12 protein-coding genes are annotated in these 14,200 nt (G+C 51.2%); 8 read left to right on the top strand and 4 right to left on the bottom strand.

Annotation, left to right across the window (positions count from 1 at the left end):
- Window positions 1–62: 62 nt before the first annotated feature.
- Complete coding sequence (locus tag CFK45_RS16025; RefSeq protein WP_096087556.1) at window positions 63–1,022, bottom strand: glycosyltransferase family 2 protein; 960 nt, start codon at window positions 1,020–1,022, stop codon at window positions 63–65.
- 454 nt (window positions 1,023–1,476) lie between these two features.
- On the opposite strand from CFK45_RS16025, the gene CFK45_RS16015 reads away from it, so the two are divergent.
- Together CFK45_RS16015 and CFK45_RS16010 are read left to right on the top strand one after the other, a co-directional pair.
- Window positions 1,477–3,066 carry a phospholipid carrier-dependent glycosyltransferase gene (locus tag CFK45_RS16015; RefSeq protein WP_096087463.1) on the top strand — a complete coding sequence of 530 codons (1,590 nt, stop codon included), beginning with the start codon at window positions 1,477–1,479 and terminating at the stop codon, window positions 3,064–3,066.
- A gap of 2 nt (window positions 3,067–3,068) precedes the next feature.
- Window positions 3,069–4,919, top strand: a complete 1,851-nt coding sequence (locus CFK45_RS16010) for a hypothetical protein (protein ID WP_096087462.1) — start codon at window positions 3,069–3,071, stop codon at window positions 4,917–4,919.
- 36 nt (window positions 4,920–4,955) lie between these two features.
- Here the strand turns inward: CFK45_RS16010 and hrpB are convergent, their stop codons facing one another.
- From hrpB to CFK45_RS15995, 3 genes are read right to left on the bottom strand one after another with little or no spacing between them, the layout of a single operon-like run.
- Complete coding sequence (gene hrpB, locus CFK45_RS16005; protein ID WP_096087461.1) at window positions 4,956–7,559, bottom strand: ATP-dependent helicase HrpB; 2,604 nt, start codon at window positions 7,557–7,559, stop codon at window positions 4,956–4,958.
- Window positions 7,556–8,323 (bottom strand): UDP-2,3-diacylglucosamine diphosphatase, encoded by a 768-nt coding sequence (locus tag CFK45_RS16000; RefSeq protein ID WP_096087460.1) that lies wholly within the window; start codon window positions 8,321–8,323, stop codon window positions 7,556–7,558. The genes hrpB and CFK45_RS16000 overlap by 4 nt, the downstream gene beginning before the upstream one ends.
- A 35-nt stretch (window positions 8,324–8,358) precedes the next feature.
- Window positions 8,359–8,820, bottom strand: a complete 462-nt coding sequence (locus tag CFK45_RS15995) for a GtrA family protein (protein WP_096087459.1) — start codon at window positions 8,818–8,820, stop codon at window positions 8,359–8,361.
- A 186-nt stretch (window positions 8,821–9,006) separates the two neighbouring features.
- On the opposite strand from CFK45_RS15995, the gene galK reads away from it, so the two are divergent.
- The 6 genes from galK (at window position 9,007) to CFK45_RS18380 (ending at window position 14,008) form a co-directional block, all read left to right on the top strand.
- Complete coding sequence (galK, locus tag CFK45_RS15990; protein WP_158224736.1) at window positions 9,007–10,173, top strand: galactokinase; 1,167 nt, start codon at window positions 9,007–9,009, stop codon at window positions 10,171–10,173.
- Window positions 10,174–10,332: 159 nt separating this feature from the next.
- A complete protein-coding gene (locus CFK45_RS15985) occupies window positions 10,333–11,007 on the top strand; it encodes a TIGR00153 family protein (protein WP_096087457.1) in 675 nt (224 codons plus the stop codon).
- A gap of 24 nt (window positions 11,008–11,031) precedes the next feature.
- Window positions 11,032–12,303 carry an inorganic phosphate transporter gene (locus CFK45_RS15980; RefSeq protein WP_096087456.1) on the top strand — a complete coding sequence of 424 codons (1,272 nt, stop codon included), beginning with the start codon at window positions 11,032–11,034 and terminating at the stop codon, window positions 12,301–12,303.
- Between the two features lie 306 nt (window positions 12,304–12,609).
- Window positions 12,610–12,993 (top strand): hypothetical protein, encoded by a 384-nt coding sequence (locus tag CFK45_RS15975; RefSeq protein ID WP_096087455.1) that lies wholly within the window; start codon window positions 12,610–12,612, stop codon window positions 12,991–12,993.
- Between the two features lie 127 nt (window positions 12,994–13,120).
- Window positions 13,121–13,504: a hypothetical protein gene (locus tag CFK45_RS15970; protein ID WP_096087454.1), complete on the top strand. Its 384-nt coding sequence runs from the start codon at window positions 13,121–13,123 to the stop codon at window positions 13,502–13,504.
- Window positions 13,505–13,624: 120 nt separating this feature from the next.
- Entirely contained in the window at window positions 13,625–14,008 is a 384-nt protein-coding gene (locus CFK45_RS18380; RefSeq protein WP_143247618.1) for a hypothetical protein, read from the top strand.
- Window positions 14,009–14,200: the final 192 nt, after the last annotated feature.

Raw genomic sequence — 14,200 nt, 5'->3', positions numbered from 1 at the left:
TGTCTTTTATTGTGGCCTTTGGCGAGCGCTGAGCGCTAGAGCGCGGTTAGTTTGGGCCGCGCTTAATTTTTGTTGTTGTTATTTTTACTGCTCTCTATATGAAAGCGCGGCCTGGCTTTTACTTCGTCAAAAATCTTGGCGAGGTATTCGCCAATAATGCCAAGGCTGACCAGCTGTACACTGCCAATAAATAGCAGCGGCAACAGGATAGAGGTCCAGCCGGGTACGGTGGCCTCGGTAAATATGCGCAAAAATAATACCCAGCATAAAACCAGCACAGATATTAAGCTCGAAAAAAAGCCGAGCACGGTAATGGCCCGAAGCGGTGCGGTTGAAAAGGAGCTGATGCCTTCCCAGGCAAAACTCAGCATCTTGCGAAGCGGGTACTTACTTTCGCCGGCGACGCGCTCCTCTCTGCGGTAGCTAACCGTGGCGGATGAAAAACCAAGCTCACGCACCAGGCCACGCAAAAACAGATTGCGTTCGGGATATTGTTTTAATGCTTCGAGGGCTCGGCGCGAAAGCAGGCGATAATCGGCGTGGTTAAAGACCAGGTCGACACCCATGCGGCGCATCAAAGAATAATACGATTCTGCGGTAAAGCGTTTAAAGCGAGTGTCACTTGTGCGTTCTTCGCGTACACCGTAAACAACATCTGTACCCTGGCTGTAGAGCTTGACCATGTCGACGATGCACTGCGGGTCATCTTGTAAATCCGCATCGATGCTGACAACGGCATCTTCGCTTGTTGATATTAGCCCGGCGTACAGGGCGTTTTGGTGGCCGCGATTGCGGCTGAGCTTAATTGCGCATACAAACGGATATTGCTCTGCCAGGCTGCTTAGTTTGGCCCAGGTTTGATCTTTGCTGCCGTCGTCAACAAAATACAGCTTGCTCTGTTCGCTGATTAGCTGCTCGTCAAGCAACTGCTGGCGCACGTCGTTGAGCTTGTTAAAGCTAAATGCCAGCGCCTCCTCTTCGTTATAACAGGGCACGACGATGGCAAGGCTGGGGCTGCTCATTGTTATCTTTCTTCTCTGCGAAATTTCAAAGGTAAAACTTAGGTTGTTATCTGTCCGACAGTCGCCGGAGCTTTGGTTTAGCCGCCGGCTCAAGGGGCTTAGCAGCCGGCTCAAGGCGCCGGGCACTTAAGCTTGCGCGCAGCCGTCGCGGCACAGGCTCACGCTAGCTTGTCGTTAAGTATTAGTCCAGCGCTTTTACCGGGCTATGTCGATCCGTGCCAACCTTTACGTTATAGGCCCCGGCAACTTCTGCTGTGCCACGCGCACTTGCTGTGCATCAGTCGGGTAAGTGCGGCCAACGGCGTTCGCAGCCTTGGTGAGCGCGCCTTCACAGTTTGGGCAAGCGCTCTGTAGGCCGCGCCTTGTGCGGCTTTTAAGGTGGCGGGCTGCGCTGTTGCCGGGGCTCAAGTGTGTTAGTATCTGGCCTTTTCAAAGCTTGTTTACTGAATTTCTTATGTCTCGTAAAAACAAACGCCAGAACAAAAATAATAACAAACAAACGGCCGCGAGCTCGGCTGCTGCGCCCGCAAGTGCCGCTGCATCTGCAACTACCGCTGTGTCTGCAACTACAACTACCGCTGTGGGCACTGACGCGAGTGCTTCGCTTGCTGCCGAGGGCGCCAGTTGGGATGCTCGCTGGGATGAACTCTTGGCCGGGCGCCGCTATTGGATTGTGCTCGCCGTTATCACCCTGGCGGCAGCGGTGCTTAGGTTCTGGGGCCTCGGCCGCTTTGATCAGCTGGTCTTTGACGAGGTGTATTTTGCCCAGTACGGCTTTAATTATTTAGCTGACGTCACTTTTTTTGATGCCCACCCGCCACTTAGTAAATACATTATTGGCGGCGGTATTTGGCTGTATAACTTGATGCCATTTACTGAAACCGTTGATTTTGCCCAGGTTCAGTTAACCGAGATGTCACCGGTTGCCCGGCGTTGGATTAATGCCGTTACCGGAACGGCGTTAATTCCGGTGGCTGCCCGCGCGCTTTACGCGCTCTGGCCAAACCGCTTGGCTTCGTTAGTGTTTGCGCTGATTTTAACGCTTGAAGGCTTGCTGATTGTTGAGTCGCGCTACGGTTTAAACAATATCTATATCGCCATCTTTGGCCTCAGTGCTTTGTATTTTCTCGGCAAAGCCGGCAGTGCTAAAACAAACAAGCTCTATTTTTTACTGGCCTGCTCGGCCATGTTGGGTTTGACCTACAGCATTAAATGGAATGGCCTGGGCTTTAGTGCGGTGGTCTGGGGCGCCTGTATTTTGTCTTATGTGCTGGTTCTGCGCTGCAAATACCTCGGTGTGCCTTTGGGCGGCCTTGCTGCCAGTTGGTTTAAGGCCATTGCAGCGGTCAACCCTCTGCTGTTAATCCCCATTATTTTGCTGCCGGGCGCATTAATTTATTCGCTGCTGTGGATTCCACATGTAAGCATGATTCCGGATTACGGTTTTATTGAAGTGCAGCGGCAAATATTTGGTTATCACAGCGGCGGTGTCGAGGCCGATGCCCACCCGTATTGCTCGGCTTGGTACGGCTGGCCGGTGATGGCCAGGCCGATGAGTTATCTGTTTGAAACCGAAGAAATTGCAGGGCAGAAGATCTTTACCGATGTTCACCTGATGGCCAACCCGGCGATTATTTGGCTCGGCGCCGCGAGTGTGGTGCTGATGTTGCCGCTGTGGGATTACAACTTGCAGCGTGCATTGCGCCACGGTGAAATCAAAGGCCAGCTGTTTTTCCAGTCGATTGTTATCGGCGGCTTTGTCGCTAACTTCCTGCCGTGGGCCTTTGTGACACGCTGCTTGTTTATGTACCACTATATTCCCGCAGCGCTGTTTTCATTTATGGCGCTGGCCTGGGTGCTTACTCAGCTGCTATCCGGTCGGCCGCTGTTAACGCTGTATCGCGGTTGGCTGAGCCGGGGCCTGGGCTTAATGCTGCTGCTGTTTATTGTTGTGGCCTTTATTTACTGGCTGCCTATTTTCCTCGGCCTGCCACTTAGCAGCGACGGTTTTTACGAGCGTATGTGGTTTAGAAGTTGGATCTAAACATGAAAGCTTTGGCCGGCTCTATTTTTAATTGGCAGCGCCTAGATATCGTTAAGTTTGCCCTGTGTTGTGTGCTGCTGTTGGCCGGGCTTTTCTATTTTCAGCACAGTCAGCTCGAAATCAGCGGGGCGCGCATCGGCCAGCAGCAACTGAGCTTGCCTATCGACAATGTGCTGCGCTACGGCAAGCAGCCGCGCTTGCAGCTTGAACTTAAGTCGGCATCCGAGCGCACGGCTCAGGTCAATATGATCAGTTCGGCCGGCTTTCGTTCGCTGTTGTTAAATGGCCAAGCGCTGAGCCCGGCCTTTGCCTACCCCAAAACACGCACGAGCCACCGCGACGCCGTGCTTGGCGATCTTTACCTGCTGCCGCTACAGCGCGGTGACAATCAGCTGGTTATCGAGTTTAAAGCGTCCTCACAGCCGGTAAGTTTTGCTTTTGCACAGAGCCGGTTTTTTTCCGATTGGCTGCTGGCTTTGTTGTTAATTATTTTGCCGGTGAGTTTTTTAGCTGCGCACCTGTTTATCTGGGCCTGGGGTTTTGTTAGCGCATCGCGTTTTAACTTAAGCCAGTGGCGCTGGCGGGCCGATTACGGCCTTTGGGCGCTGCTGTTGATAGCGGTGCTTCTGCGCATTGTTTACTGGTCGGCGATGGGGGCAACCCAGTTTCAGCACGATTACCACGGCCATATCGAATATATCGAGTTTTGGGCCAATCACGGTTTTTCACCGCTACCGCACAAAGGCTGGGAGTATCCGCAGCAGCCGTTTTACTACGTTTTAAACGGTGCAATTTTTGCCGCGATGAAAGGCATGGGGCTGGAGAAATCGAGCATCCTGTTTTATATCAGCGCTTTGGCGATGCTGTTAAATTGCGTTGCGCTGTATTATTTTCTTGGTTTGTTAAAGCGTTTGACGCCCGATCGTCTGCTGCAGTATGCGGCTTTTTGTTTTTATGCTTTTATGCCGTCCTTGGTCTTTGCCAGTACCCGTATTAGCAACGATAGCTGGACGCTGGCGCTGGCAACGATGGCGGCTTATTTTGTTGTTGCCGCGTGGCAAACCGGCTGGAGTAAATTTTTTTACCGTGCGCTGATTTTCACCAGTTTTGCGTTTTTGTGCAAAATCTCGACCCTGGTGATTGAACTGCTGTTTATTGCGCTGCTTTTACATTCACTTTATTACAGTGGCGTACACAAACTCAAAACACAATTGCTGGTGTTTGCGCTTGTTGGCGCCAGCATCTTAAGCCTGACTTTGTTTCGGGCCTGGTATCCGGCTGCTTCGGCGTTTCATTTTGTTAACAGCGGTATTTGGGGTGGCCAGCACATACAGAATTTTGATCTGTTTTATCTGGCTAGCTTTCATTTTGGCGACATACTCAGTCACGCCGAGGCGGCTATTAACAATCAGGACACACGTGTTATTACCCGCTCATTTCCGAGCTATCAATACGTGACAATGTTTTTTGGCGAATTTGATTACAGCTGGTGGCGTAATCAGGCCCCGCTTTTAAAGTTGGTGCAACAGGCAAGCTTGTTGTTGGGCCTGCTTGTACCTTTGGCCTGGTTGGTATTTTTGTGCAGCAAAAAGCGCCTGCTGGATTATCTGTTTGTTGTTATGCTGCTGGTGGGCTTATTTTTACAGCTGAAGTTTGTGTTTGATTACCCGTCGGTCTCAAATACGGATTTTCGTTACCACGCGCCTTATATGTTTGTGTTTGCCTGGTTTTTTGGCCGCGGCATTGCTTATATTTGCCGCCGCTGGCCGGCCGTTAAAAAACTTACCTTAAGCTTAGTTGGCGTATTGAGTGCGCTGAATATTAGTTTTATTCTGATGCTGGTTGCCATTTAATTTGTGCTCGCCAAGCCTGGTGTTGGCGAGCCTGTTTTATTGTTTGTTTAGCCGCTTTTTAGTCAGGTGGCTGGCCGCTGCGCTCAACGGATTATCGGGCCAGGGGTGCTTGGGGTAGCGCCCTTTCATTTCTTTTTTTACCTGCTCGTAGCCGTTTTTCCAAAAGGCCGCCAAGTCCTGGGTGACTTGCAGCGGGCGCTGCGCAGGGCTTAGCAGCTCTAAACAAAGCTCAAGGCGACCGTTCAAAATGCTTGGCCCGCGTTCACAGCCAAACATCTCTTGCAGTTTACAGGCCATTGCCGGTGTTGTTTTGCTGTAATCAATGCTGTGTTGAAGGCCCGAGGCTGCGGCAATTTTCTCTGGGCACAGCTCGTTTAATGCTTGTAATTGCGGCCACACTAAGCGCTGTTTTAAATAGTTGGCCGTGTCGATCTTTTTTAAATCGCTCAGGCGCTTAATGTTTGTCAACGCGGGGGCGAGCCACTGCTCGAGTGTGCCCAGCAGGGCCTGCTCGTCGAAGCTGGGCCAGTCTTGGCTCGCCAATTGAAAGCGGGCCAATAAGTCGCTGTGTTTTAACAAAAGTTGATTGCGGGCGCAAAACTGCACACAGTCATTATTCCAGTCTAATAAGCTTAAACCCTGTTCTCGAAGCAGTTCAAGCAGCGCGCTTGTGCGCTCTTCATCGTCGATGTCAGTGAGCGGCTTTTTGGCGATAGTAAGTTCACCGATGCAGCGTTTTTGCACGGCGACAAAACGGTCTTGTTCTCGCTGCCAGCTCAGTTGTTTTTTATTTGTACTTAGCTCGGCAAGTTCGTTTTCAAATAGGGCCGGGTTGAGTTCAAGTGCTGAATAAATTTGATCTTGCTGCTGTTCGGCCGAGCCGCCGAGCTCGGCGATGACCAGCCATTCACTGTTGGCGAGCTTGTTGTCGCTTTTTAAGCGCGCGCGTCGGCCGTTGCTGAGCTTGTATAAAGCCTGGGCGCGATTCAGTTGTTTGGCAATGCGGTCGGGGAAAGCTAAGGCCAGCAGCCAGGCGTCGCTATCTTCACTGGCTGTTGCTGCCTGTTTGTTGCTCTGTTGTATGTCTTTGCACAGTTTAATAAAACGCTGTTGTTGCTTATTTATACTTTGGGCCCATTTTTTTTGTTTATGGTCAGTACCGGGCCGGCTTGCAAGTCTTAGTTGCTCGTGAAGATCGGTGCTGCTTATTGGGGCTTTGCCAGTTTCACTTAACAGCGCGGCAATAAGTGCTGCGCGCTCCAGGCAGTGGTGTTTGCTGGCACTTAACAGCATGTGGGCAAAGCGCGGGTGGCAGGGCAGCTTGGCCATCTGCTGGCCGCGTTTGCTCAATTTGATTGACCTTGCTTCTGAGTTGCTTGCTGAACTTGCTGTTGAAGCCGTAGCAAAAGTTAAGGCGCCGAGTTGCTTGAGCAAGCTAAGCGCCTGCTGGTAGGCGCCGTCGCGCGGCTGCTCTAATAGTTGTAGCTCGCTGGGTTTAGTTACACCCCAGGCGAGTAGTTGCAGGGCAAAGTTGGCAAGGTCGGCCTGGCGAATTTCCGCTTCGCTGAATTCTGCAAGGCTGTCTTGTTCGGCTTCGGGCCACAGGCGCAAGCACTGGCCGGGGCCGAGGCGGCCGGCGCGACCGGCGCGCTGGGCGGCGCTGGCTTTGCTGATGCGCCGGGTGTGCAGCCGGCTCATGCCTGTGCGTGCATCAAACTGCGGGCAGCGATGCAAGCCGCAATCGACAACTAGGCTAATGCCGTCGATGGTCAGGCTGGTTTCGGCAATATCGGTGGCGAGCACCACTTTTTGTTTGTTATTGGCGAGCGGCAGTATTGCCCGGCGCTGCTCACTTAAACTCAGCGAACCGTGCAGCGGCAGTAACTCAGGTTCTGAGTGCACAGGATTTTCATCGAGTAATTTTTGCAACTGCTGCTGGGTTTGGCGGATTTCCGCCTGGCCGGGCAAAAACACCAGCATATTGCCGCGTTGATGTTGCAGTATTTGGTGGCAGTGCTGTGCGACACTGCGGGCAAAGCCCGGGCCGCGCTCTAAGCTGCGCTTGTGGTAATGCAGCTCGACAGGATACTGGCGGCCTTCGCTGCGAACCGTTGCTGCGCCGCCGAGAAACGCGCTTAAACGTTCGGCATCAAGGGTTGCCGACATCAATAGAATTTTAAGTGCCGGGCCCTCGTCGCGAAACAGGCTTTGGCTTTGCAAGCTCAGCGCAAGGCCCAGGTCACTTTCGAGGCTGCGCTCGTGAAATTCATCAAAAATAAGCAGGCCGACTCCCTCGAGTGAGGGATCTTGCTGCAGCCAGCGAGTCAAGATGCCTTCGGTAACAACTAAAATACGCGTCTGTTTGCTGCTGCGCGACTGCTGGCGGATGCGGTAGCCGACCGTTTGCCCGCAGGCCTCGCCGAGGCTTTCGGCCATGCGCTCGGCGGCGGCGCGCGCGGCTACACGCCTCGGTTCGAGCATGACAATAAGCTGGTGTTCCAGCCAGCTTTCGTGCAGCAACTCAAGTGGCACCACCGTGGTTTTACCGGCCCCGGGCGCAGCTTCCAGCACAAGCTGCTCGGCGGTTTTGAGCTTTTGTTTTAGCTCGTCGATAACCGAATAAATGGGCAGGCTGTTCATGCTTGCAGGCGGTAGCGACAGTGATTTTGTTCGAGCTTGAGATCGGCCTCAAATAAACACAGGCCCCGCTGTTGATCGGCGCAGGCATACCAGAGGGTATCGCGCCAGTCGCCGAGCACCATGCGCGCCTTGGCCTGGTTTTGATGCAGCATAGGTAGGTGGGTATGGCCCATAATAATGCAGCTGGCCTCGGTGTATTTATCGAAGTAGTGCTGAATTAATTCAGCGTTGGCATCGTAACTGCGCTGGCCATTTTCGCGGTGGGCTTTGATGCTATTTTTGCGAATATTATTGGCAATATCTAAACGCTTCGCCTTGGGCAGGCGGCGGAAAATAAATTGAAACAGCGGGTTGCGCACAATTAAGCGGTAGCGGCGATAGCTTTTTTCGTCGGTGCAGAACCAATCGCCGTGGGTCAGCATACAGCGGCGCCCATCGGGCAGGGTCCACGGGCTTGGGTCGCGTAAGCTTTTGCAAGCTGTGCGTGCGCAAAAATCTTTGCCAACCATAAAGTCGCGGTTGCCGTGCATAAAATAAACCTGCACGCCGCGCCCCGTGAGTTGTTTGAGCTCGGCTTCTATTTGCAGGTCACAGGCTTCGGCCAGGTCGTCGCTGACCCAGATTTCAAAAATATCGCCGAGCAGCAGCACTGAATCGCCGGCTTCAGGCAATTGGCAAAGTTTGGCAAACGCATCGATATGTTCCGGCCGCGATGCGCAAAAGTGGGTATCGCTTATAAACCAGTGCTTTGGGGTTTTACTCATAGCAGTGTTAATAAATAGTACAGGCGCCCGCGCCGTTAGCGGTGCACCCAAAATTTACTGATAAAAAAGTTATAAATAAATACGGTAGCGGTGGCGCCAACTTGGGCGGCTATATAAAACATGTGCTGCGCCAAGAAATAAAAAACCACGGCGTTTAATAACAGCCCGCCGCCTATCATAATTAAATAGCGAAGGCCGGCGTGTAACCACGGCGCATCACTGCTAAATACCAAAAAGCGGGCGAGCAGAAAATTAAGTACGGCGCTAACTGCAAAACCGATGCTTGTCGCCAGCCACATCGGCCTCAAGCCGAGCTCAACCAGCCAGATCATCAATGCGTAGTGGCAGCCGGTTGCAAACAGCCCCGACCAGAAAAAACGCATAAATTGGCGCGCCGCCGGAAGGCTCTGCAGCCGCTGCCAAAACCCAGGGCTGGGTTTGTGCTCGGCCGCGCTGGTGTTTGGCTTGCCGTTAGTCGTGGGGGTATCAGAGCTCATCGCAGTTGTTGTTTGCCGAGTTCACAGGGGCAGGCAGCATAGCACAGCCCCGGTTGAAACTCAGGTTTGAACGTCGCAGCTTTGTGGCACTGGCTTAAGCAAACGCACAAGTGCAAAGCAAGGCTTGCCAGCGTATGATTGAGGTGGAATTTTACCTTCACATACTTTGTTGTCGGCGATATGGAAATGGCTGTAGTAAAGAGGCAGGCGTACGAGCACCAGCAGCTGCTCACGGAGTTTTGGCGGCGCTTTGGTGCCGAGCCTGCGCACTGTGGTTTTGCGCCGGGGCGAGTCAACTTGATTGGCGGCCACACCGACTACAACGACGGTTTTGTGCTGCCGCTGGCGATAGATAAGGGCTGTTCGTTTGCTGTGCTCAAGCGCAGCGATGCCTGTGTAAAGCTGTTTTCGCTCGGCTTTAGCCGCGAGCTGCTCAGTTTTGATTTACAGGATTTATTGCTTGCACCTTCAGCCTATTGGCAGATCTATGCGCGCGCGGCGATGCAAGCCTTAGTTGAATACTGTGGTGAGGCTGTGTGCGGCGCCGATATGCTTATTGTCTCAGACCTGCCGGTGAATGTCGGGCTGAGTTCATCGAGCGCTTTTATGCTTGCGGTGTTAGGTGGTTTGGCTAAGGTCAGTGGCATTAAGCTCGACGGCCTGGATGCGGCGCAACTTGTTAAGTTGGCGGAAAATAAATATGTCGGCCGCAGCTGCGGTGTGATGGACCCGCTGAGCTCTACGCTGGCAAAGCGCGACAAGGCGATGTTGCTCGATTGTCGCAGTCTGCAGCGCAGCTACTGCAGCCTGCCAGAAGACATGGCCATAGTGGTGATTGATTCGGGGGTGGTGCGCAGTGAAATTGGCGCGGCTTATCACCAGCGCCGCAATCAGTGCCAGGCTGCCGCTGCCGTGCTTGGCGTGCACTCACTGCGCGAGGCTTCACTGGAACTGCTCGAGCGCGGGCGCGCGCAGTTAAGCCTGGCCCAATGGCGCCGAGCCCATCACGCGATCAGTGAAAATGCACGGGTGCTGGCGCTGTATGCAGCCCTGCAAGATAGCGACCTGGCCCAGTTAAGTGCACTTATGCGCGAATCTCATCAGAGCATGCGAGACATGCTTGAAGTTAGCTGCGCCGAGTTAGATGTACTGGTGAACTTAATTGAAAAATTTGCTGGCAACAGCGGGGGTGCGGGCCTTGCCGGCGCCGGTTTTGGCGGTTGTGTCATTGCCTTGCTTCCCAAACAGAGCCTGAACCGCTTTGATGATGAGGTTATTCGTGTCTATTTTGAGCTGACGGCACAAAAAGCCAGCTATTGGCGTTGTGAGGCAGTTGATGGCATGTATAGTTAATTGGGCTTTAATTTGTCCGGCATCATGAACTTGTTCTGAGGGCATTTATAATAAGCCGCTATTTAAGCCTGTGCCGCACGTTGTTGTGCTGCCAGCGGGCTTTATGGATAAAATGCGCCGCGTTGTTTTGGCCTACGTTGATTGACAAGAGATACGATAATGATCAACCCGATTTCCGAGCTGTTTGGACGCTCACCAATTAAACCCATACAGCAACATATGGCGCGCTCTGTTTCCGCGGCAGAGTTGTTGACCAGCTATTTTCAAGCTGGCCGCGAGGGCGATTGGAATAAGGCCGAAAGTATTTACAAGGCCATTATCCAAAAAGAACACGAAGCCGATGAACTTAAAGTTGAGATACGGCTTAATTTACCCAAGAGTTTATTTTTGCCTGTTCCGCGCCAGGATTTATTGGAGCTATTAACGGTGCAAGATAAAGTCGCCAATTCTGCGCGCGATATTTCCGGTTTAATGCTAGGCCGGCGCATGGTCTTCCCGGCAAATATGCAAGAGGCCGTGGACGACTATGTTGACGCAGCCGTGCAGACGGCCCACCACGCACTCAAGGCGGTTGATGAATTGGACGAGTTACTTGAATTTGGTTTTCAAGGCAAAGAGCTGGCAATTGTTGAAGAGCTGGTGGCCGAATTAAATGCTCAGGAACAAAAAGCCGATATCCATGAACGCGAGTTGCGTTCGGCGCTATTTGCCCAGGAAACCGAATTACCCCCGGTTGAAGTCATGTTTCTTTACAAACTTATTGAAGAGATTGGCAAACTCGCCGACCGCGCGCAGCGCGTCGGCAGCCGCTTGCTTTTATTAGTTGCTCGCTAAATAAATTCGATTTAGGTACTTACCATGACTGTTTTAGCTGATTACGGCACCGTGCTGCTGATTATGGCCTGTGTCTTTGGAGTGTTTATGGCCTGGGGCGTTGGTGCCAACGATGTCGCCAACGCTATGGGTACCTCCGTCGGTGCCGGGGCCCTAACCGTTAAACAAGCCATTGTTGTGGCGATGATCTTTGAATTTGCCGGCGCCTACCTTGCTGGCGGTGAAGTCACCTCAACCGTGCGCAAAGGCATTATTGACCCGGCGGTGATGGCCGGAACGCCGGAGCTGTTAGTTTACGGCATGCTATCGGCACTGTTAGCCGCCGGCACCTGGCTGTTTATCGCTTCAATGATGGGCTGGCCGGTCTCAACCACTCACAGCATCGTTGGCGCCATCGTTGGTTTTGCTGCCGTTGGCGTATCGTTTAGTTCGGTGGCGTGGGCAAAAGTTGGCACCATTGCCGCGAGCTGGGTGGTATCGCCAGTGCTTGCCGGCACCATGAGTTTTTTATTATTTACCAGCGTGCAAAAACTAGTATTTAACAGCGCCAACCCGCTGGATTCTGCGCGGCGTTACATCCCTGTCTATATGTTTGCCGTCGGTTTTTTAATTGCCATGGTGACCTTAATTAAAGGTTTAAAACACGTACTAAAAGCCGAGGGCATTCAGTTTAGTTATCTTGAGGCCTCGGGCATTGCCGCCATCGCCGGCCTGCTGGTTGCCGGTATCGGTATCTATATGCTCAGCCGGGTTAAAATGGATGCCGATGACGAAGACAGCCGCTACGCAAATATTGAAAAAGTCTTCGGTATTTTGATGATCTTTACCGCTTGTGCAATGGCTTTTGCCCACGGCTCCAACGACGTTGCCAACGCGGTTGGCCCGCTTGCGGCCGTTGTTTCCACGGTAAAAAGTGGCGCGATTGGCGCTAAATCTGCCGTGCCCAGCTGGGTACTGCTGATCGGCGGTGCCGGTATTGTTATTGGCCTTGCGACCTACGGTTTTAAAGTGATGGCGACTATCGGCAAAAAAATAACCGAGCTCACACCAAGCCGGGGGTTTGCCGCTGAACTTGGCGCTGCGGCTACGGTGGTGCTCGCTTCCGGTTTTGGCCTGCCAATATCAACCACACACACACTGGTAGGTGCAGTACTTGGCGTAGGTTTGGCGCGAGGTATCGCTGCACTGAACTTGCGAGTGATCGGTTCGATTTTTCTAAGTTGGATAGTCACCCTGCCAGCAGGCGCCTTGCTTGCGATTATTTTCTTCTTTATCTTTAAGGCCATTTTTTCTTAGCGCCTTAAGTCGCGAACAATAAGCCCGGTTATTCAAAATACGCGCTGGATAATTGTTAAAAATAGCAATAGCCAGCGCCGTAAAATTTGTTTGCTTTGGGCTAATGTCGGCGCAATTTGCCTGTGGATAGTTTAAAGCGGAATCTTCCGCCTTTGCTCAGCTTATCCGTTGCTTGGGTTTTGGGATATTTTGTTTAGCTGGCTTTTGGTGTTAGTAAGTGCTAGCTAAAGTGTGTGAAAGATGGAAGGTTCCGTGTTTTAATATGGATTTTTCTACTTAATAATATTGTTATGCTCGAGCAGTACGATGAAGATTCTATTCTTATTCAGTGCGATTTTCCTAAGCTCAATGAGCTATGGCATGTGCAATGATTACCATGAAAAAACAGAAGATCTATTTAACTTAGCAACTGACGTGTATCTCGCGGAAGTAGTTTCCGCCGAGCAAGTTGAAGGGATTAATTATAAATCTTCATTCAAGGTCATTGAGCAATATAAAGGCGAAGCATCTTCAGATGGGAGCGCCAAGTATCAACGAGAGCCTCATAGCATTCTGCTTACCCCTGGCAAGCAATATTTATTTTTCTTTCGAGGTGATAATTTCGTATCTGTCTGTACTGGTAGCCGGATATTTGACGACAGAATGGATGTAATTCATGAGCTACGTGCGCTCGCAAAGCAACAAGCATAACAAACGCATCAAAGTTCGCGGCATTCGCCGCTGGACCTCCACTGCGTCGGTTAAAGTGTGCTTTAATAGCACACTTTAACCAACTCCGTTCCGGCCCCTTATGCGGGCGTTATGCTCGAGCAGTACAATGAAGATTCTATTCTTATTCAGTGCGCTTTTCCTAAGCTCAATGAGCTATGGTATGTGCAATGATTACCATGAAAAAACAGAAGATCTATTTAACTTAGCAACTGACGTGTATCTTGCAGAAGTAGTTTCCGCTGAGCAAGTTGAAGGGATTAATTATAGATCTTCATTTAAGGTCATTGAGCAATATAAAGGCGAAGCATCTTCAGATGGGGGCGCCAAGTATCAAAGAGAACCTCATAGTATTCTGCTTACCCCTGGCAAGCAGTATTTGTTTTTCTTTCGAGGTGATAATTTCGTATCTGTCTGTACTGGTAGCCGGATATTCGACGACAGAATGGATGTAATATATGAGTTACGTGCACTCGCAAAGCAACAAGCATAACAAGCGCATCAAAGTTCGCGGCATTCGCCGCTGGACCTCCACTGCGTGGTTTAAAGTGTGCTTTAATAGCACACTTTAAACAACTCCGTTCCGGCCCCTTATGCGGGCGTTAGGTGCTCGATGAAGTCAGTGCTCATATTCTTATTATTACCAGTTTCTATGGTTTTAAATGCACAAGAGCCATTAGAAGAAGGGGAAGTGATTATGATTAATCCAAAACACCCTTCAGAAGACTGTGAAGGTATCTTCAAAGAGGTATCAAAGCCTAGTCTTCCAGCTTCTATTTCAGCTCAGCATACGATTGCTAAACATGGTGCATGCTCTGTTACTATCTCCTTTACGGTTTTGAAAAATGGTCAATTAGATTCGTACGAAATAGATGATGTACAAGAAAGGTGTAAACCGTTTATAGATTCTTCGGTGATAGCACTCAAAACAAGCTCCTTTAGAAAGCAAGATATAAATAAGTATTGTTATCACACATACACCTATAAATTTGAGTAAATCACCTAACAAACGCATCAAAGACCGCGGCACACGCCGCTGGACCTCCACTGCGTCGCTTAAAGTGTGCTTTAATAGCACACTTTAACCAACTCCGTTCCGGCCCCTTATGCGGGCGTTGAGACTGTAGAAAAACTCATTTCCTTCCCTGTATGTTGATAAAATGCGATAAGTTAATCCGGGGTGACTTAT

The organism is Agaribacterium haliotis (genome assembly GCF_002312815.1).
Classification (GTDB): Bacteria; Pseudomonadota; Gammaproteobacteria; order Pseudomonadales; family Cellvibrionaceae; genus Agaribacterium; species Agaribacterium haliotis.
Note: the sequence above shows the minus strand (reverse complement) of the source record. Positions and strands in the feature narration are given on the sequence as shown.

Excerpts from the sequence above, each read along its gene's own strand:
- CFK45_RS16025 (WP_096087556.1), bottom strand. The coding sequence starts at position 1,022 with ATGAGCAGCCCCAGCCTTGCCATCGTCGTGCCCTGTTATAACGAAGAG.
- CFK45_RS16015 (WP_096087463.1), top strand. The coding sequence starts at position 1,477 with ATGTCTCGTAAAAACAAACGCCAGAACAAAAATAATAACAAACAAACG.
- CFK45_RS16010 (WP_096087462.1), top strand. The coding sequence starts at position 3,069 with ATGAAAGCTTTGGCCGGCTCTATTTTTAATTGGCAGCGCCTAGATATC.
- hrpB (WP_096087461.1), bottom strand. The coding sequence starts at position 7,559 with ATGAACAGCCTGCCCATTTATTCGGTTATCGACGAGCTAAAACAAAAG.
- CFK45_RS16000 (WP_096087460.1), bottom strand. The coding sequence starts at position 8,323 with ATGAGTAAAACCCCAAAGCACTGGTTTATAAGCGATACCCACTTTTGC.
- CFK45_RS15995 (WP_096087459.1), bottom strand. The coding sequence starts at position 8,820 with ATGAGCTCTGATACCCCCACGACTAACGGCAAGCCAAACACCAGCGCG.
- galK (WP_158224736.1), top strand. The coding sequence starts at position 9,007 with ATGGCTGTAGTAAAGAGGCAGGCGTACGAGCACCAGCAGCTGCTCACG.
- CFK45_RS15985 (WP_096087457.1), top strand. The coding sequence starts at position 10,333 with ATGATCAACCCGATTTCCGAGCTGTTTGGACGCTCACCAATTAAACCC.
- CFK45_RS15980 (WP_096087456.1), top strand. The coding sequence starts at position 11,032 with ATGACTGTTTTAGCTGATTACGGCACCGTGCTGCTGATTATGGCCTGT.
- CFK45_RS15975 (WP_096087455.1), top strand. The coding sequence starts at position 12,610 with ATGAAGATTCTATTCTTATTCAGTGCGATTTTCCTAAGCTCAATGAGC.
- CFK45_RS15970 (WP_096087454.1), top strand. The coding sequence starts at position 13,121 with ATGAAGATTCTATTCTTATTCAGTGCGCTTTTCCTAAGCTCAATGAGC.
- CFK45_RS18380 (WP_143247618.1), top strand. The coding sequence starts at position 13,625 with ATGAAGTCAGTGCTCATATTCTTATTATTACCAGTTTCTATGGTTTTA.